The organism is Exiguobacterium sp. s145 (assembly GCF_018618835.1).
GTDB classification, from domain to species: Bacteria; Bacillota; Bacilli; order Exiguobacteriales; family Exiguobacteriaceae; genus Exiguobacterium_A; species Exiguobacterium_A artemiae.
Genome location: NZ_JACSMV010000020.1, coordinates 19,496 through 39,956 on the forward strand (window position 1 = coordinate 19,496; position 20,461 = coordinate 39,956).

Genomic DNA, 20,461 nt, shown 5'->3' on the forward strand with positions numbered 1-20,461 from the left:
CATGGAATTTCACGTTTCTCAGAAGGAGGCGGAGTGGTCTTCTTACTGGCAGGAGCATGACCTCCAGTTCGCGCATGAACTTCCTTTAAAAAGTGAAGACATCGTGGCACTTCAGAAATGGATGAATAAACAATTTCAAAGTAGATGGCATGATTCAAGCCGTCGTATTGTAAATAGGCTTTGGAGTCATTACCCCTTCACTTGTTTACTTGCTACATCGACTATCGCGCTAGATCAGGAAGATGCAGGTTTTTGGACATTATTCGCTAACTTCTATTCAGTAAACGGCAATTTCGTGAATGATTGGAAAGAAGAGATGGATATCGCCCTACTCCGAAACTCAATCTATCGATCTGTGGATAATCATCGGCGTTACTATCTAACGGCTTTAATCCATTCAGGTGTCACTTCAATTTATGCTCTGGAAAATATATATAATTATTTTATTAGCCAAGTGATTGAACAACGAAGACAGTTACCCAGTGCAATTCGTCAAGTTATAAACGGACAATGGCAATGGTCAGATCAATTAAAAAAACCAATCCTCCTTTATATCGAACAAAGTTTACGGAACCTAGAACCTCTTTTTCGCTTAAAAGAATTTTTCATGGAAAAGCGAACGATTAGCTCTTTTCCACCCTATATGCATAAAAATCTAAAGGCAATTCAAAAAATTGCTCAAGTAGAACGAAAAAAACATTCTCGGCGACAATTTATTTTTTGGGACGAAGTGCGTCACCGTCCACGTCTGAAGCTTCCTATCGTTGAACGAGAAAATGCTCGTCGCGCCTATTGGATGATTGGAAATCAAACGATTCCTTGTCAACGTGAAGCTACTGAGCATTCAGTTCGTTTTCACCCTGTTGATACTGAAATTGATTATTCTCCAAGCCAAAAAATACTAACACTGATGATTGACTCAGAGGAAGAAGTCTACGAATTAACATCAACTTATCCCTATTACTTCAAGCAAAAGTTAGAGACGAGTCACTATGATTTATTACGAGGAAACTACGTTGAAGCTGGAACAGAAGTGGTTATCGTCAAACCATCGAATTTTTCAACGAATGAATCCTATCGACCTGTTTCTCATAAGTCTTGGAGTGGTTTTGAGTATAAACGTTTTTCGATTCAAAGTGATACCGAACTTTACTTCCAATCAGAAGAGGGTTTCATCAGAAAACAATTCGTCACAACGTCAAAAGTAGAAGTCACTTTAGATACACCACCACTTTTTTACTCGACCGAAAAGCATTATGCGGAATTTCCAAAATTACGATTCCATGACCTTGAAAGTTTTCAGGATTTATTAAATTGGTCTTTACAGGTCAATAATTCGACCTTCACCTTCGAACAATTTTCAGACGGCTTGATGCAACAAGGAGAAGATTTGATTTTAGATTTTCAAAAATTAAATATTAATCGGAATTTACTACAACGGGTTACCTTACATCTAAAAGATCAATATAAAGATCATGCTTACAATTTAAGTTTCGTACTTTTTCCACGAGATTTTTATTATCGACGTTATCAAGATCATATTCGTTTTTCATCACGACATCTTCAAAAAATTCGTATTTCGACAAAGACATTCAGTTCAAAAGAACAGAATATTGATATATCGAATGATTACTTAAAGGCATCTACATCTTTGACATTCACAATTGCTGGTCACCCTCTTTATAGTGTCGACTTCAATAAAGTATTTTTCGAATATGAAATCCTCTCTAAAAATGGGATCGGTAAAGTATATACACCAGAAGAAGTAGATGATATCTCAATCCGAATCACTAGACTTTATCCATCACAAGAAATTTTTCATGCTTATTTATCCGTTAGTAATTCAAAAAAATCTGAACGGATACCAATTTCGATTAAACGTAATCATTATACGAATGTCATCTCTCTTAACATTTGCCATCATGTACTAAAACGTTTCGAATCTGGCAGCATCACACTCGTTATTAATGATCAATCCGAATTCATTTGTCATTTTACAGATGAGCTTCACCCTTTACTCCACATGGATGAATCATTCACCATCCATCTAGAACATCGACTTGAATATGATATTAAATTCAAAGTTTTTCATCCATATAGCTTAATCGAAAATGAAGCAATCTTTATTTTACCTCAAGGTTCCAATCATCTCTGCCTGAGTCCCTTTTCTGACCACGACGTCATTGTCAATGGAATCAAGGATGAGACAGATTAGTTCGGGGGAGATGACGATGTCATCACCTTCCCGAAATTGCAAAGAGCGTTATCCACCGAAAAACTAATCTCTTTAGTTCATTCATTAGACGAAACAAATTGGGCATCTTTCATCCATAAATTGAATACCTATGGGACAGCCTATTTTCAACAGCTCACCGACATCCAACCGTTCCTATTAAAACGAATTATAGAATCTTCAAAGCTAGCAGAATTAACAATCGCTACAATCGATACGAATCATGTTTCATGGGAATACTGGGTCGACGCCTTCAGTATCTATTTATGGCCATTAAAACACCAACAATCATTCTATACAAAAACTGGAACGACAAGGCTCACCGATGAGGCATTTGGTCACTTAAGGACGTTCTCGCAGCTAAATTTATCTGACCGACATGCACTACGTCAGCAATTCAAACGATTTAATCCTGAAAATCTGCACCCTCTTGATTTCAACATCATTGATAGCTGCAATCCTTATCTCGATGATCGTTTTTATCAAGATCCGAACGAAGTCTTCTCATATAAACTGCATATTGAGAGTGAGCTCAAGTGGGCAGACTCTAAAATTAAAAAATGGATTAAGGCGGACAAGCTTCCGCTCAAGGTACAGAAATTAATCAATGAACGAGAGTTTCCGATAAGTGTCAACATGAATCAATTTCCGACACTCTTTTACATTACTTTACGAACAAAACTATTGGCTTTAGGACTCTCACCTTGTCTAAACACACGTGCCAAACAACGAATCAATCAAAAGCTAAGAGAGCTTCCAGCTGTATCTATTAAAGACTTGAGTCACGACAGCTATCATCTTGTAACCGCTTGGGAGGAACGAACATGAGTATTCACCCAATAAATGCCACTGCCCGTCTCCAAAATCGATACATGGATTATTTGACGTCTTTTTTTAAGATCAATAATCAAACGTTGCACGAACAGTTCAAACAAAGTCTTCGTCTTAATAATCAGTTTTTAAAGGGTCCCTATTTAGAAGCAACGCTCCCTTACAAACCTGGTAAAACGATCACGGAGCTAATTCAAGAGAATATCGTCCATCCAGATATCGCACGTTTCTTGCCTGGTGGAGATACGTTTCGTTTATATCGTCATCAAGAACGTGCCATACGTCTCGCTAAAACGAAAAAATCCTTTGTCGTCGCTACTGGAACCGGGTCTGGTAAAACAGAGAGCTTCATATTACCAATCTTCAATCATCTTTTGGAACAAAAACAAGCAAATGTCCTAACAGACGGAGTACGTGCGCTTTTACTTTATCCGATGAACGCACTTGCTAATGACCAACTCGATAGACTCCGGAAATTACTAAAAGATACACCAGACATCACGTTCGGTCGATTTACGGGCGAAACGGAAGAAAAGAAAATTAATGCTGCTCAAGCCTATAAAGCACAACACAAAGAAAATCCGCTACCCAATGAGCGATTGTCGCGAGAAGAAATACGTCGAAATCCACCTCATATCTTAATTACCAACTATGCGATGTTGGAGTACTTGATGATGCGACCAGAAGATAACACATTGTTCTCAGGTATTTTCAAAAAAAACTGGCGTTTCGTCGTGTTAGATGAAGCACACACGTATGATGGTGCAACAGGAGCAGAAGTAGCTATGCTACTTCGACGATTAAAAACCGAAGTGGAAGAAAATACTCCCTTACAATTCATTGCTACTTCTGCGACACTCGGTTCATCTGATGAAGCTAAACGTGAAGTCATGTCGTTCGCTAGTAAATTGTTCGATCAACCGTTCTCATTAGAAAACGAGCAACTCATCATGTCTGAACGTATCGATTATGATGAACTCTATCCAGCAATCGAACTTCCTGACTCTAACGTCTATGTTGAATTACAGACGTGCTATGATCAAAACCGCATACCTGATTTGAAACATTTTGGCTACTTGCAGAATTATTCTGGTCAGCCTCGTGAAATCATATATGAGTTATTGGCACAGGACAGACGCCTCCATACCTTGCGTAAAAAATTAAGTGAAGTTCACTTATTAATCGATTTAGCTAACGAAATTTTCCCTGAATTAGTTCAACAAAAAGCGATAGAGCGCTTGATTGCATTAATTGATATCACAACATTAATCAAAGATGAGACACGACCTAAGCTGCTACCCGCAAAATATCATACTTTCTTTCGAGCATTAGAAGGGGCTTATCTTGAAGTTTATCCGCGAGAAAAACTTCATTTGTTTCCAAAACATGAATCGGAATCCGGTCATCCGATTTATGAGATGGGTGTCTGTCGACGTTGTGGAGAAGTGCATTGTTTCGGTCACGCACCGGACGCTGGTCGACTTTTACCGAAAAGCAAAGATGGAAAACAACTAAATACGATTTTTAGCTTTCAATCCACAAATGAGCTCGCTTCTGATTTAGAGGACGATGAGATAATAGTCACCTCTCAAAAAGATTGGTGTCCTGCGTGCGGAGCAACACGTTTTTCATCAGAGAAAGATGAACCTTGTAAATGTGATGTGCCACTGCGACGTATCTCAACAATTAACGTTTTGGAACAATCACCTTCCTGTATGTCGTGTGGACTTCCTTCTCATAATACTGATGCAATTCGTCGTTTCTATACAGGGGCGGACGGGGTAACCTCAGCACTTGCTGCACAACTGTATCAAGAACTGGTTCTTGGAAATCCTAAGCAACAATCAGAACAACCCGTAATCAGTCCAGAAGATGATTGGTTCGTAAGTGAGGAACCTATCACATCAGAAGAAGTAAAAGACTCCTATGAAACGCAAAATTTAATCGTTTTTTCTGATTCTCGACAGGACGCTGCCTTTTTTGCTCCTTTTCTAGATCGAACGTACCGTAATACACTTTGGCGCTCTTACTTCGCGCGTGCAATAAAAGAATCAACTGTTCCTATCTCGATTGAAGAATGGAAAAATCTTGTACTTCACCTAAGTGGTGCACGTTCGATTCAACCTTTTGAGGGTTTAACAATTGATCAAGAAATCAAGCTACGACTGTTCCGTGAATTCATTTTGAGTGACGATGATTTTTCACTAGAGAACCTCGGAATGATTGCATTTGATTTACCGTTAGAACCTACACAAAAAAATCAGCTCGAAACCATCATCTCAAAACAAATGCAAATTAAACCTGAGCATACCTGGCCTTTCTTGATGACAATTTTTTATTATTTACGACTTCAGGCTATTGTTGGAATTTCGAAGGACCTTGATAGAAGACATGTCTTACTCGCTCCAAAAGATCATGTCTACGGTATCGTCTCAACAGGTGGTTATCCAACAACATATGTAAAAAATTTCGTACCAAAAAGAACGAATGTATTTTTTCAATGGTTTGAACGGTATTATGATCGCTATGATGTGCCTTATACTTCAGAAACTATCAAAAACTCACTCATGAATCTATTTAACAAGGTATTAATTAATCAAAAATCGCCACTTCATAGAGTATTTGATCATTATGACACTGAGAGAAATCACTCCGACTATTGGCTTTTACAAGCAAATCACTTCAAAGCATATGTTCCAGATTATATTTATGTCTGTACGCTTTGTAAAATAGTTCATACACATGACGCTGGTATCTGTAAAACCCGCAACTGCAAAGGACATTTGAAAAAGACTACGGTCGAATTATTTGACCAGGGTAAAGACTATAGAGAAATGTATCAGAATTTATTACCGGTCGATATGGTCGTCAAGGAGCATACAGCCCAATTATCGAATCGTCTTGGACAAGAGTATCAGAATCAATTCATTAATAAAGACATTAACGTTTTATCTTGCTCAACGACGTTTGAAATGGGAATCGACGTCGGAAGCTTGGAGTCCGTCTTCATGCGAAATGTACCGCCGAAGACAAGTAACTACATCCAGCGTGCTGGTCGTGCTGGACGAAGCTCGTCTGCTGCAGCATTCGCTTTGACATTCGCTCAAAAAAAATCACATGATTTGACTTACTTCGACAATCCTAAAAACATGATTGCAGGAGACATTAAGGCACCTATTTTTTCTATTGAAAATGAAAAAATTATTCGTCGACACATCCATGCCACGGCCCTTTCCTTATTCTTTAAAGAAGATTCACATTTTTATGGTAATTGTGAACGATTCTATCGATTTGAGGACAGCGGTACGAAAGGACATGAAGAATTCATCTCTTGGTTAAAAGAACATCCGGCTCACCTAAAACGTCAACTTTTATCAATCGTTCCAGTAACCCTTCAACAAGATTTAGGTATTGACGATTGGAGCTGGGTAAACACGGTCGATGACCCATTCGAAGCATTCCATAGTGCTTCTCTTCAATATGAGACAGATCTTCATAATCTTAATACGATTTACAACGAACAATCTGCGCAACGTAATAATGTAGAGTCTTATAGGAGGATGATTGCGACACTTCAAGGAGAACCGCTAATCGGATATCTCTCTGCAAAAGGCTTCTTACCAAAGTACGGGTTCCCTGTCGATACGGTTGAAATGAAATTACTTGATCCTAACTATCGCTCAAAACTTCGTCTACAACGTGACTTGAAACTAGCGATATCTGAATATGCTCCAGGTAGTAAACTAGTCGCGAATGGCATGCTGATTGAATCGACCGGTTTAAAGCTAATCGAAGGAAAACAATTACCGGTACATCACTACACACATTGTCATAATTGTAATAAGTACAGTTATGTAGGTAAATATGGAGTCAATGATGAACGAGAAATGGACTGCGAGAAATGCGGAGAACCGCTTCGGGTTAAATATTATGCTATTCCGAAGTTTGGTTTTTACGGAAAAGCCAAGCCACTCAGTACAGAACGTCGACCAGAAAAAGCCTACGGCTCACGTGTCTTCTTCGCAGAATATGACGAAAAAGTCACGCCAGAGCAGGTTCATGTGGAGGGTAATCGGTACGAACTGGACTATACGTATTCTCATTACGGAACTCTTTCAGTCGTTAATGATAATAAAGGGAAACAATACCGAATCTGTTCGACGTGTGGGACACAGGTCGAGGACAAGAAGAAACACAGTACTCCTTTTGGAGGGACATGTCATTCAAAAGAGCGAATGATGGTGAATCATTCACCTGTTTCTCTCGGTCATCAGTTCACGACAGATGTGTTACTGTTATCTTTCCGTTTTTCCAATGGACGTCAACTTCATGATTCGAATAAATCCTATTCTTTATTATTCGCTTTGATTCGCTCTGCAAGTTTCCTCCTACAAATCAATGAAGATAATTTAGGTGGTGTCATCCATTACGAAGCTTCTACAGCCACGTATGATTTGATTTTATATGATGATGTCCCGGGAGGTGCCGGATTCGTCCAAGCAGTCAGTCGTAAACTACCAGAAATCATGGATCATGTGCGAACAAGTATTCAACACTGTACATGTGATGTGAAAACAAGTTGTTATACATGTCTCCGTTCGTATCGTAATCAATTCCTCCATGATCAATTGCAGAGACAACACGTCATCGACCTATTTAGCATTAACTAACAAAAAAAGTCTTCCACACCTGAAAAACAGATGTGGAAGACTTTTTACATTATTAACGAAGCTCTTGATCAAGCGGAATGATTTCCTCATCCAATACGATACGCCACGAACGTTTCATGCCTGGTCCGTATTTTAATAAAATCGCATCGGGATGTGTCTCTTTATAAGATGCAAAATCTTTACTTTCGATAATCCGCCCCACGTTCGGAATCTTCTCCATCCCGATATGATACTGGACTGCTGAAGTATATAGCTCTTGCTCATCTACACACCATTCTAAAGCAAATGTTTCAATTTTTTCTTGATAAGATTGTTTGAAGTATCGCCGCTTCACGCCAAAGATATCTTCATCCGATGAGACGACTTCGTTATCAATCGCGTCTAGAATCGTATGATAGACCGTCTTCACGATTTCTGATTTCCCGAGTTTTTGTAGCGCCTTTTCAATCTCCAAGCGGATGTCTTCACTGTTAGCAGAGTACGTGCCTAATAATTGATTGATATAGGTTGAATCGATGTCATACAGCTTAATCGAGTTCTCTGCGTAAAACTCGATTTCGGAATAATCAATTCGTTCTTCATCACTGTCATCTTCGTCTTCAATCAGAGATCCTTTTACCGTTTCATATATACCAGCAAAATCCGTAAGCACCTGTACTTGATCCACTAAAGCTTTTGATTTCTCCATATCATCATTGTATTCATCGTATGTAGCTAGCGCTTCGAATACTCGATTGAATTCTTGATAAGCCTTAACGAATTCTACACGTTCGTCAATCGGAGAATGTTCATCAATAACGTCTGGTGATGGAGCGATATCCTTTAATACTTTGTAGCCTTTTTTGAATCGCTTCTTCGATTCATCGTATGTTGGATAAATCAGGCTCGTGTCTTCATTTTCATTCGAATAAAGACGAGTCGCTGCTCTCACGTTCTCTTCCATCGTCGCTGGTCGACGAAACGTCACGACTAGTCCTTTTGTCTTGTCCGGATACGTGCGATTCGTCCGCGAGAAGGCTTGAATCAAGTTCGCATAACTAAGGTTCCGATCGACGAACAATGTCTGAATCGTTGGGGCATCAAATCCGGTCAGCAATCGGTCGACGACGATGACAAGATCAATCTGTTTCCCGAATTGCTTGAACTCCGCTTTTTTCCGTGCTAATCGATTGTTGATGTCGCCGTTGTAACGCTCGATGTCTTCCAGTGACCAGGCCGTTCCGTAGTATTCGTTATACTCGCGAATGACCTGGCGCATCTCCTCTTGGACTTCAGTAGCGTTCTCTGTGTTCTCTTGCATCGAATAGGTGATCGCGATCCGCGGGAAGTCCGGATCGTCGATCGTTCGTCCTTTTCGAATCGGATGTCCTGCAAAGTGTGTCTCCATCCAATCTGGATCCTGCTTCATCTCTCGAATGGAATGGTAATAACGCTTCGCCATCGCAATCGAGCTCGTCGTCAAGATTGCCGATTTTTGTGGTCGACCATTCTTGAAGTCAAACTTCGTATAGGCATTATCCGGACGGAACATCTTCTGCAAAACTTTCTCGATATGCGCGTCTCGTTCATATAGGTCATTCGGGATATACGCCTCTTTCGTCATCTCATCCATCTCTTCGATCAAGGTACCAATTTCTTCGTCAGTCCGGTCAGCATGCTTAGCATCTGCTCGTAGATTCGAAAAGATATGATTGTAGAGGGAGATGGGCTCAATCGTGTCCTCGTGTTCAACTTGGAAGCCGAGAACAGATCCATCCTCGAGCGCGTTCTTGATCGTATACGTATGTAAAACCTCACCGTATTGATCACGTGTCGTCCGTGCCAATTGTCCTTGTCCCTGCTTCTTATTTTCGTTGAAGATGGGTGTTCCGGTGAAGCCAAACCAGGTCGAGTTCGGGAAGAAGCCTTTGATGCCTTCCATTCCTTCCGCGCTCAAAGCACGATGGCATTCATCGACGACAAAGACGATATGCTGCCCGATCAGCTTTTGGAACCGTTGCGTTCCTTTTTCAGCTTCTTGTTTTTGGGCATAACGTAATGCGGCCTCGAGCTTTTGACGCGTCGTGATGATGACGGTATTGGAGTTCGTATCAGACAGTAGTGTCTCGCTCAATTTTTTCGAACTCGATGTGCCAATGATCAAGCTATTCGCGGAACCTGTCCCAGTTGAGATGCCCGTGTTGAACTCCGAGGCGAACTTCGTGAATTCACTGGTTGTTTGATTATCCAGGTCTTTCCGGTCAATTAACATGATTGTCCGGTCGACACCTGGTTTACGTGCCAATAACTTTGTCGAGACGAAACTCGTCAACGTCTTCCCGGATCCTGTCGCATGCCAGACAAAGCCTGATTCATGACGCATCGCCGCAGTGAACAGGGCTTCAATTGCATGAATCTGATACGGATGCAGGACCATCAAAGCTTTGTTGTCTTGATCTTCACTGACAATCGTATAATTCGCAATCAAACGGTGTGCATCAGGGATGTTCAAAACTTGTTTGACGAACTCATACAGATTATCGACTTTCTGATTGTTGGTTGTCCGCCAGCTGAAGATAAACTTCCGGTGCATATCCTTCGGAAGCGCATTGGCAAAGTAACGGGTCGTCTGTTCATTCGAAATGACGAACAATTGCAGTGTTGAGAAGATATTGTTCCGGAACAAGCCTTCTTCCGCGTATTTCTTGATTTGATGATGCGCTTGGAAGACACCATCCTTCGCCGTCACTTTCTTCAACTCGATTTGAACGATTGGTAAGCCATTAATCAAGAGCGTGACATCAAAACGACGATCGCGTCCGTCCTCTGTCGACCGCTGTTTCGCGATTTGATGGACGACCTCATACGTCGATATGCCACCACCAATATCTTGGTTGGAATAAAGAATGAGTGACATCGATCCCAGGTTGGCGTCTTCACGTTCGATGTTAATACGTGAAATGCCATTTTCGCCTTTTAACCAGCGCGCAGCATCGAACGGGGTCTGCGTCTTAGAAAGTAACTCTGTCTTGATTTTATCGAACTCTGCGTCAGTGATTGGATGTTCCCCAATCTCTGATAGGTTATTCCGCGTAATCTTATGGCGTAGATTGCTCCATAGATCCGCCTCGGACTTTAAGTCTGGACGATAGTTCCATTGATTGTGGTCTTCGCCGAGGACCTCAATCAATCGCCGTTCAACAGTCAGTTCATCATCATATGTCAGTTTCACCACGATTCCTCTTTTCTTCTTAGTTGATTATACAAACATCTTTTGAAGGAAACCTTGTTTGGTATTCTTTAGTGCTTCAAGTTCTTGTTCTTTTAATTCAATAACTTCATCTAATTCTTTAAAAAATTTACCGATTTGAATCTGTTCGTCTAAACTTGGTAAACATATTTCTAGTTTTTTTATGATTTCCGCATTATAACTTTGTTGTTTTGTACCTTGAGTAAATCGTAAGCCATATTTTTCTCCTACTTTTCTGTACCATTGGAATAGAAAAGTAGTATCCAATAAATCTTTTTTAGGAAATAGAGCCATACATGATTGATTTAATGTAGTATCTATATCAAGTATTCCACAGTTTCCCCTTGTTCCAGCTGCCTCTAGCCCTGTAATTGCAATTACAAAAGTATTTTTAGGTACAATTTTCAGATTAGAATTACTTTGCCCAAGTTTAGTTATTTTCTCAATAGTTGATTTTACAATGCCTCGATTGAGTTCACCGCTAGATAACCAATTTATTTGACCATTCCAAAAATCTTTTCTATCTCTTGAAGGTGTTTGTCCATTATAAATAGATTCTAATACATCCCCAAGATTTTTAGTTTTCCAAGATCCATCAAACCCGTTAAAACGAAGAAGAGGAGTATATTGCCCTTCTTGCGGAAACATTTTTTGGAAAAACCCTTTTTTAGTTTGTTTAAGGGCATCAAGTTCTTGCTGATGAAGAGAGATAGTATCGTCTATTTTCTCAAAGAATATACCAATTTCGTTTTGCTCTTCTATAAGGGGTGACGAAATAATTAAATTACCAACCTGCTCTAATGATAAGTTTGGTTGTGCACCTACGGTTGGATTCTTTTGAACATATTCTCTTACTACTTTCCCTGAAAGAGCTGTCAACAAAAAAGTACTATTAAAATTGTAACCTCTGATTATTGCTAAAGCTTGATTAGTATTAGCTGGTAAAATTGATTTTCTAACTATTGCTGCTCGCCCTAAAGTACCAGCTATTGAAAATAAAATATCTCCTTCATGTAAAATAGATCTTTTTAAAAATGAGAAGTGATCATTCTCAGAGATCTTTGAAGAAACAAATATTTTTCCACTACGTAAGTTTTCTACTTTGATATAGTTTATGTCACCTTTAATAGTTTTACTTTTTGGTGTAGTACCCTTAGTTATCAATTTAGAATGTTCTTTCAACTTAAGATTTTTCCATGAATTCGAATATCCGTGGAAACGAATTAAAGGGGAATTATTCATTTATAAACACCTCTAGCGCTCCTTGAATCCATTCTTCATCTTCTTTATTATACTGAAGTGAAGAAATCATCTCATATAGGTCCGCTTCCAACTTAGCTTTTTTCTCACGAACTTCTTTTAATTCGCTACCGACTACTGCCAAATCGATTTCTTCTTCCTCTTCAAAAGTATCAACATATCTCGGAATATTAAGATTAAAATCATTTCCCTTGATTTCATCAAAACTCGCGATATAAGCATACTTTTCTACACACTTCCGTTTTTTATACGTCTCAACGATTCGATCAATATGCTTAGTAGAAAGTTTGTTCTGATTCTTTACTTTGACAAAATCATTGCTTGCATCAATGAAGAGAACATCCCGTGTCTCACGGTTCTTTTTCAAGATGACGACTGTCGTCGGAATTGATGTTCCAAAGAACATGTTTCCTGGTAACCCTATGACTGCATCGATACTTCCATCTTCTAATAACTTTTTACGAATAGCCCCTTCAGCTGCTCCACGGAATAAAATACCGTGTGGTAGTACGATTGCCATCGATCCAGAATCTTTTAAGTGATAGAAACCGTGAAGAAGAAACGAAAAGTCAGCTTTCGTTTTAGGTGCCAATTTTCCATAACGATTAAAACGTGAATCATCTAAGAACGTTGTATCCGCTGACCAATGTGCTGAGTATGGAGGATTCATTAAGACCGCATCGAATGTATAGGGTTCATCTGTTGGCCAGTCTTTATTCAATGTATCTCCGTTACGAAGACGCATATCTTCGCTTTTCACACCGTGTAAGATTAAGTTCATTTTCGCTAAATTGAATGTAGTCGTGTTCAGCTCTTGTCCATGATATTTGACCGTATCTGGATGATTTAAGTAATTCCGTACATTCAACATCAACGAGCCCGACCCCATCGTTGGATCGAAGACACTGAATAACTTTTTATCTTCATGATTGATCGTGACGATCCGCGCCATCATGTCTGAAACTTCATGCGGTGTATAGAACTCTCCTGCTTTTTTCCCTGCTTCTGAGGCAAATTGGCTGATTAAGTATTCGTACGCGTCACCAATCACATCTCTACTTTGACCCAGCAACTCGACATGGTTCAATTTCTTCAATACTTCAGTAATCGTAATGTTCCGTTGTTGGTCACCCGACCCAAGTTTCTTCGACTGTAAGTCGACATCATCAAATAAGCCATTGAATTGAATATACTTCGTCGAAAGATAACTAAACGCTTTCGTTAAATCAGGTAATTGAAACGTATTTTGTTGCGCTTGGTCCGCTAAGACATTAAATAGATAAGCTGGTGCAATTTCATAACCGAGCATATCGACAAGTGTTTCCACTAAATCATCTTTGATCTCCTCATCAGAGAGCAGTTCTATATATAACAATGTTTGTTTTGCTTGCGTATCATAATCCTCAAAAGACTTATCTGCTAACGTGACCACTCTTTCTAAAACTCTGTCTGATAAGTACTTATAAAAAATTAATCCGAGTAAGTAGTTTTTGTACTCCGAGGCATCCATCTTGCTTCTCAGACTATCTGCTGCGCTAAATAGCTGTTGGTTCAATACTGACATGTGTATTTCTCTCCATTCCATGAGCAACCAATAGTAGCTCTATTTAAAAATGTTCTTCTACTATCATTATAGATTAATCAGTTACTATTTTCTTCTAATTACAGTCCTTATTTGATTTATGAACCTATTAGTTATATTTCCATTCAACTTATGTCATTGTCAATTTATGATTCGCCCGGTATAAAACACCTCATCTTCATATATATCGTAGTCTGCTAGAGAAATGATTGTTCCGCCTGCATCAAGTACTCGAATAATAGTTTTCATTTGAATCTTTTTATCCTCAGCTCACAACTTGTATAATTAATTAATTTGAAAAGTACAAGTGAATCCGAAAATGAATGATGTCTTTGATGACATTAAATAGTTTCCATTCCGATGTCTGCATTTCGATGGATAACGTGTCACCATCAAATTCAAATGGCTTTCCCATCTTTGGAAACGGCATCTTCTTCAATAGTCTTTCTACTTTAGTTGCATCAAACGCCCCTTTTAATTCAGCTGTCTGTGCATCCTTCATTTCCCGGTATTTCTCCGCATGCAAATACTCATAAAAGAACGGCGCCACTTCCTCTGCGGTAATCGGTTCCATCCAGCGTTCTTCGCCCCGCTCGAGCATCGCCAGCAAGACGACCATCTTATAACTCCGGTTCATCACTGTCTTTTCAACCTGTTCAATTAGCTCACGGTTAGTATTAAATGTGCCAATTTCTTCGTCCGTCAACTCATCTTGTTCTTTCAGAAAACCGACATACGATCCCCACTCTTGTTTATAGCCTGTCGGTACAGCTGTTAATTGACCGATTTCAACGTAAGTCGGACGACGCCCGAAATCGAGCTTCAGTTGTTCGTAACTCTCAATCAAACGTAGTTTCCGCTGATTCGGTTGACGCATCCGATGAATGATATTCAATGCTTGTGTATCAAACTCGATGATGCATCCCTTTGGTGGGGTAATCGGCTCCGTATCGCCACGCTGGAGTTTGTCTTTTACTGTTCCAAGCAACATCAACTTCGTCTCGACATTTTTGTAGTTGCCGATCAAATCGATGATGACACAATGTGATTTCTCATTCGCTAAACGTAAGCCTCGTCCGATTTGCTGCGTGTAGATTGCAATCGATTCCGTCGGCCGGCAAAACAGTAACGTATCGACTTTCGGAATATCGACTCCTTCATTAAACAAATCGACCGTAAAGACGATCTCTAACGTTCCCTGTTCAAACTCTTGGATCCGCTCCCGTCGATTGATGGTCTGTCCGGTCAAAGCGATCGCTTGGTGTCCCATTTCCCGGAATGTCTGCGCTAAGTATTCGGCTTGGCCGATTGACGAACAAAAGCCAATCGTCTTCGTCTGCCGGTGCTTCGACCAGGCGGCATAGATGTTTTCCGAGACTGCCCGATCAATCTGCGCCTGTTCCAGTTCCATCGCATCATATTTCCGTCCCATCCGCCGCAATTGCGAATAGTCGATGACGTCATGAATCCCGTAATAATGGAACGGTGTCAGAAATCCTTCGTTGATTGCTGACGTGAAGTGCATTTGAAAGGCAACGTTATTGTCGCACAGTGCATAGACGTCCGCTCCATCCATCCGATCCGGCGTCGCTGTCAGTCCCAGCAAAAAACGTGGTTCGAAATGCGCCAGGATCTTTTGATAACTTTTAGCTGCTGCATGATGAAACTCATCGATGATGATCAAATCAAAATGGTCTTTTGCAAACCGGTCGAGATGCCGGTTTTGGGATAACGTCTGGACCGATCCAAACAGCACGTCCGTCTGTTCATCGTTCGTGCGGTCTGATCCGATATACAAAGCCGTCTGCCAATTGGGTTCGACCTTTTGAAACGAACGTTCCGCTTGTTCCAGCAACTCGCGTTGATGTGCGAGGAACAGAATCCGCTTAAAACCACGTGCAAAGAATGCACTGAGATACGTTTTCCCAAGACCGGTCGCAAGCACAGTCAAAGCACGCGTCCGTCCTTCTTCCATAGTTTCCCGGAGTGCCTGTAATGCTTCCTCCTGCACCCGGTGCGGCAGAATCTCCTCGGACGTGACGATCTGTTGCTCCGCATAGTCAACTTCCGGTTCTGCGACATATTGCCGTGCGTCATGTTCCTGCCGGTACGCTTCGAGGACGACCGGATTCAGGTCTTGAGCTGCTTCACTTAAGTAAAGGTCCATGAATGCCTCAATCGCATCATCCAAAATATGCGGCGCGACAGCTTGCGGCAAATGGAGGTTCCACTCGACACCGGTCCGGAACGCACTTTTAGAGATATTCGATGAGCCGACAATCGACAGACCGGTCTCTGCATTGCGGAACAAATAGGCTTTCGGATGAAACGCCCGTCCGCCGGAGCGATAAAACCGGATCGACAGACCGTCCAGTTTCAATAATTCTGCCAACGCCTCCGGGTCCGTAATATGTAAGTAGTCGCCAATCAAAAAATGAATATCCGCTCCCCGTTCGATGGCGCGACGTAACGCCGGTAACAACAGTTCAACACCCGAGCGTTGTGCGAAGGCGGCGACGATATAGACTTCATCAGCTTGGTCAATGGCATCGACCAACGACGTATACAAATCGTGTGTCGTCAGTTTGGCTGCCGGAATCAATCTTCGACCTCAATCAGATACAGCTTGTCATCAAAGCCGCCCCGCTTATCGTGTTTCGCAAGCCGGATTGCTTCCAGTTGCTCCGGTGTCGTTCCGTGCGTCCGGGCCAGCGCGTGAATCAGTTCCAATAAGTCGGCCAATTCTTCGACCGCTTCTTCGGTCGTAGTTGCTTCTTCGTATTCGGCTATTTCTTCGTGCAACTTCCGTTTCGCTTCAACGAGGAATTCTTCCTCGTTAAGTGTCCGGAACGTCGCTTTTTTTCCGTTCCGAGCAATGATAGTTGGAATCTGATCCCGGACTAATTTATGATAAAGAGGCATTGGATTCACTCCTTGTAAGTATGGTGATGGTGTTGTAAAAATTATCCTATAGTTCAAGGCAGATAGCACGTTCTACATACGATTTATTTTAGATTAGAGGAGGAGTTTTCATGAGTTCATTCCAGAAAATCGAAACAACCAACGCTCCCGCTGCCATCGGTCCTTATTCGCAAGGTTTTATCGCCAACGGTACGTTATACGCTTCCGGTCAAATCCCGATCAATCCGGAAACTGGTGAAATGGTCGTCGGTGGCATTACGGAGCAGACAGAGCAGGTCATGAAAAACGTCGATGCCATCTTAAAAGAAGCTGGTCTGACACCGGACTGTGTCGTTAAGACGACCTGTTACTTAACGAGTATGGATCATTTCGCTGCGTTTAATGATATCTACTCGGATTACTTTGCTCCGCATAACCATTTCCCGGCACGATCTTGCATCGCCGTCAAGGAGTTGCCGAAAGGTGCTTTGGTTGAGGTTGAAATTTTAGGATTAGTTTAATATTTTGGAACACGTCACGTTTGGTGGCGTGTTTTTTATTATGTCGTCTTATTCTTCATCCGTTGTTTTTCTTTAGATATTGCGACCAAAATAGCAATCAACTGTGGAATGAGCATTAAGAGGCTGACTAGCAGGATGAGTTGTTCGGCGGTTAACGGTTTGAAGTAACCGTCCCAGCCGAAAGTGTCCATCTGACCTGCAAAGTATATCGATACGAAATAGGACACGATATTACCGGCAACCACAAACAGCAGATGACCCCACCGCTGTCCGATGAAAGCAAGCACGGTGAATCCAATGAGTAACGCGACATAACCGAGTAACGTTCCTGTCTTGAAGTCTTCGAGCAATGCCAAATAGACGAACGGAATACTGTATCCCGCTAAGACAACGAGTCCAATCCACCACTTCTTCATCAAAACTCCCCCTCACCCTTTTCAAACTGACGGTACAGCCAATCCCGAAGTAATTCCCAGCCGTCCGGGTACGCATTACTACCTTGAGACGTTCTGTTCCTGTCTGATTCGCTCCAACTGATTTCCCAATATGTCCCGTCGAGAATCAACCATTCCGTCGTGTAGACCGGTTCCCAGTGGATGACGTCTGCTTGACGAAAACGTTGTTCCAGCTCCGTTTGCTCCGACTGCGACAAGACGCGAATTTGTTCACTTTTTTCTTTATTCCTCGCATCTTCCAACCGTAGTTCTCGTGTCGCTTTTGTCCACAAAAATGTTTGTTCCTCCCCCATGCCTGACTCCCGGTATATCATTTTTTCCAGTTGTATGGTCTCCATCTCACTTCACTCCTTTTCGAACTCTCCCTAGTATTCCCAGTATAATTCATTTTCCGTTTTCTACCTATCCCAAAAAAAGATTAAGGTACCTTTGTTTTGAATTTTCTTTTAGGATAAAAGAATGATTTTAGCAAGGAGGTAGCATTCATGATCAATCAACAGCTTTTTTTATTTGGCGGCGGTCCCCCGTTTACATCCGGACTCTGTAAAACGTTTGTCTCATGTTCGAACGGGACAGGACCGATTGTATTACTCTATGTTCCGCGTCCCGGCTCGTCCTGGGCAGATTATGCACCGACTTATACGGATGCCTTAACAGCATGTGGTGCGAAAGCGTTTTTCCACTTGCCGTTATCGGATAGTCCGACAGACGAACAACTCGCCGAGCTTGTAGCAAGCTCCGGTATCGTCATCTCGGGCGGTGAAACGGAGCGTTACCAACAGTTCATCGTCGGCACACCGATCGGCGCTCTCATTCAGGAACGGTTTCAGCATGGTGTTCCGGTCGCCGGCTTTTCCGCCGGTGCCTTACTGACACCGGACGAATGCCGGATTCCTGCGATTGATCAACGGGACGGGAACGCACTTGTCTTGAACGGGCTCGGACTGCTTACGGATGCTGTAGTTTCCGTCCATTACGACGCGTGGCAGGAAGAGGCAAACTTACGACAAGCGTTCCGTTCAACGAACAGCACCTTCGGTTACGGCTTACCGGAACGAGCCGGGATTCATCTGAAGAACAATCAACTGGTCCAACAGGAAGGACCTTCGCCCGTCCTCCTGCAAAGAAAGGAAGAGATATCATGCCGACCATCGTAACTGCCGTCAAAGGGATCGTTCAATACGGCACTCACAGTTTAATCGTTCAACGCGCCGCTGCCGACTCCGGTGGCGGAACGTGGGAATGCCCAGGTGGAAAAATCGATTTCGGTGAGCTGCCGGAAGACAGCCTGATTCGGGAAATCCAGGAAGAGACAGGGTTAACGGTCACCGTCGACCGGATTGCGTATGCTTCGAGTCTCATGACGCACCCGGACCGCCAAGTCATTTTGCTGGTCTACTTCTGCACCGCCACGACTCGGACCGTCGAATTGTCCGATGAGCACGACGCCTACATGTGGGCAGATGAATCGACACTCCGCCAACAGATTGCACCCAATATCCTCGCTGATTTTGAGCGGTATCAGATTTTCCCACAGTTGATTTCCTCTTAAAGACAGTTCTTCCTATGGAACTGACCATTTCATTCCAGTCATCCGTCCGGACACGTCACTTTTAGTGGCGTGTTTTTTATTATGAAATGTCTATCTGTTGAAACACTACTTTTGATAAATTACCTGCCAATATATCTCTCATTTAGTTAGATATTTAAAATCAGCTTGTATTCAGGATAAAAGATTCCTAAAATGAACAAGTATGTCATGCCATTTAAGGAGTCTACCTATGAAACTATCCTTTACTTACTTTGCGTTACCACTGGCTACCCTTCTCTTAACGGGATGTGCCGGTGAAGAAACAGCTTCGCAAGAACCAAAGACCGACCAATCAACCATTCAGAAGGATTCACCGAAGCAGACGGAAACAGAAACCAAACCGGCCGAAGCAGACCAAACCTCTGAGAAACCCGTCACGAAAAAACCGGCGAACACCGAAACGGCCACTGCTGAGGCGACAGCCAAGTCTTCGAAGAACTCCGTTTTTTCGGGCTATACAAAATTGAACGTCGACGGGGGCGATCTGTCCGGTGATCGGGAACCGAATGCTGTCGTCAATATCGGATTCGGCAACCGGAAATATTGGGCGTTTACGAACGAACATGCCCAACTCGTTAAAGTAATCGCGAAAAAAATCATCTTACAAAATGATACGGAGGAGACGACGTCATCCGGTCGCTATTATTCAGACGAAGCAAAAGTCCCCGGCGTCGAGAGTCCTCAACTTGATGAGGGACACGTCATCGCCGATTCGCTCGGCGGGGTCTCAAATGCGTACAACATCACCCCGCAGGACAGCACGCTCAACCGACACGGGGATCAGGCCTATATGGAAAACACTATCCGTAAAGCCGGTGAGGTGACGGACTTCGAAGCGACGATTACGTATCCGGATACGAACACACAAATCCCGTCGCATTATCACTATACGTATACGCTACGTGGAAATAAAATCGTCGATGATTTCGATAACGTCAATCCGGATGAAGTGAATGCCGAACTCGGTCTGACCGAAGACAAAGAAGAACCGGTACAAGCTCCTGCCGATCCGGAACCAGCTTCGGACGCAACGGGTGACGTCTCAACCGTCGACGCGAACGGCAACGGACAAGTTACAATCCAGGAAGCAAAAGACGCCGGATTCGCGATGCCAATCACGGATGATCATTGGCTCTATCCGTACATGCGGGACAATGACCATGACGGGATGGTCGGCGAATAATTTTT

General features: G+C 42.2%; 14 protein-coding genes. 7 read left to right on the forward strand and 7 right to left on the reverse strand.

Features of this window, described 5'->3' with window-relative positions:
* Position 1: 1 nt before the first annotated feature.
* The 3 genes from KNQ07_RS13065 to KNQ07_RS13075 are packed head-to-tail and all read left to right on the forward strand — an operon-like array spanning position 2 to position 7,734.
* Positions 2-2,215, forward strand: a complete 2,214-nt coding sequence (locus KNQ07_RS13065; protein WP_214767160.1) for a hypothetical protein — start codon at positions 2-4, stop codon at positions 2,213-2,215.
* Between the two features lie 36 nt (positions 2,216-2,251).
* On the forward strand, positions 2,252-3,061 hold the full coding sequence (locus KNQ07_RS13070; protein ID WP_214767162.1) for a hypothetical protein: 810 nt from the start codon (positions 2,252-2,254) through the stop codon (positions 3,059-3,061).
* Positions 3,058-7,734 carry a DEAD/DEAH box helicase gene (locus tag KNQ07_RS13075; protein WP_214767164.1) on the forward strand — a complete coding sequence of 1,559 codons (4,677 nt, stop codon included), beginning with the start codon at positions 3,058-3,060 and terminating at the stop codon, positions 7,732-7,734. Before KNQ07_RS13070 ends, KNQ07_RS13075 begins: the two co-directional genes overlap by 4 nt.
* Before the next feature lie 52 nt (positions 7,735-7,786).
* On the opposite strand, the gene KNQ07_RS13080 is transcribed toward KNQ07_RS13075, so the two are convergent.
* The 5 genes from KNQ07_RS13080 to KNQ07_RS13100 all read right to left on the reverse strand — a co-directional run bounded on the left by KNQ07_RS13080 (position 7,787) and on the right by KNQ07_RS13100 (position 16,727).
* Positions 7,787-10,948, reverse strand: a complete 3,162-nt coding sequence (locus tag KNQ07_RS13080; RefSeq protein ID WP_214767166.1) for a type I restriction endonuclease subunit R — start codon at positions 10,946-10,948, stop codon at positions 7,787-7,789.
* Positions 10,949-10,972: 24 nt separating this feature from the next.
* Positions 10,973-12,205 carry a restriction endonuclease subunit S gene (locus KNQ07_RS13085; protein WP_214767168.1) on the reverse strand — a complete coding sequence of 411 codons (1,233 nt, stop codon included), beginning with the start codon at positions 12,203-12,205 and terminating at the stop codon, positions 10,973-10,975.
* Positions 12,198-13,787, reverse strand: a complete 1,590-nt coding sequence (locus KNQ07_RS13090; RefSeq protein WP_214767170.1) for a type I restriction-modification system subunit M — start codon at positions 13,785-13,787, stop codon at positions 12,198-12,200. The genes KNQ07_RS13085 and KNQ07_RS13090 overlap by 8 nt, the downstream gene beginning before the upstream one ends.
* 307 nt (positions 13,788-14,094) lie before the next feature.
* Positions 14,095-16,407 carry a DEAD/DEAH box helicase family protein gene (locus KNQ07_RS13095; protein WP_214767172.1) on the reverse strand — a complete coding sequence of 771 codons (2,313 nt, stop codon included), beginning with the start codon at positions 16,405-16,407 and terminating at the stop codon, positions 14,095-14,097.
* Complete coding sequence (locus tag KNQ07_RS13100) at positions 16,404-16,727, reverse strand: nucleoside triphosphate pyrophosphohydrolase (protein ID WP_214767174.1); 324 nt, start codon at positions 16,725-16,727, stop codon at positions 16,404-16,406. The genes KNQ07_RS13095 and KNQ07_RS13100 overlap by 4 nt, the downstream gene beginning before the upstream one ends.
* Before the next feature lie 110 nt (positions 16,728-16,837).
* Between KNQ07_RS13100 and KNQ07_RS13105 the strand changes: the two genes are divergently transcribed.
* Entirely contained in the window at positions 16,838-17,227 is a 390-nt protein-coding gene (locus KNQ07_RS13105; protein ID WP_214767176.1) for a RidA family protein, read from the forward strand.
* Between the two features lie 38 nt (positions 17,228-17,265).
* Here KNQ07_RS13105 and KNQ07_RS13110 read toward each other — a convergent pair whose 3' ends face one another.
* The gene (locus tag KNQ07_RS13110) at positions 17,266-17,643 is read right to left on the reverse strand and encodes a hypothetical protein (protein ID WP_214767178.1); all 378 of its coding nucleotides are present in this window, start codon (positions 17,641-17,643) and stop codon (positions 17,266-17,268) included.
* Entirely contained in the window at positions 17,643-18,020 is a 378-nt protein-coding gene (locus KNQ07_RS13115) for a hypothetical protein (protein ID WP_214767180.1), read from the reverse strand. The genes KNQ07_RS13110 and KNQ07_RS13115 overlap by 1 nt, the downstream gene beginning before the upstream one ends.
* A gap of 147 nt (positions 18,021-18,167) precedes the next feature.
* Between KNQ07_RS13115 and KNQ07_RS13120 the strand changes: the two genes are divergently transcribed.
* From KNQ07_RS13120 to KNQ07_RS13130, 3 genes are all read left to right on the forward strand, one after another.
* Entirely contained in the window at positions 18,168-18,839 is a 672-nt protein-coding gene (locus KNQ07_RS13120; protein WP_214767182.1) for a Type 1 glutamine amidotransferase-like domain-containing protein, read from the forward strand.
* Positions 18,824-19,234 (forward strand): NUDIX hydrolase, encoded by a 411-nt coding sequence (locus tag KNQ07_RS13125; RefSeq protein ID WP_214767184.1) that lies wholly within the window; start codon positions 18,824-18,826, stop codon positions 19,232-19,234. Before KNQ07_RS13120 ends, KNQ07_RS13125 begins: the two co-directional genes overlap by 16 nt.
* 229 nt (positions 19,235-19,463) lie before the next feature.
* Positions 19,464-20,456, forward strand: coding sequence for a DNA/RNA non-specific endonuclease (locus KNQ07_RS13130; protein ID WP_214767186.1), 993 nt, complete (start codon positions 19,464-19,466; stop codon positions 20,454-20,456).
* Positions 20,457-20,461: the final 5 nt, after the last annotated feature.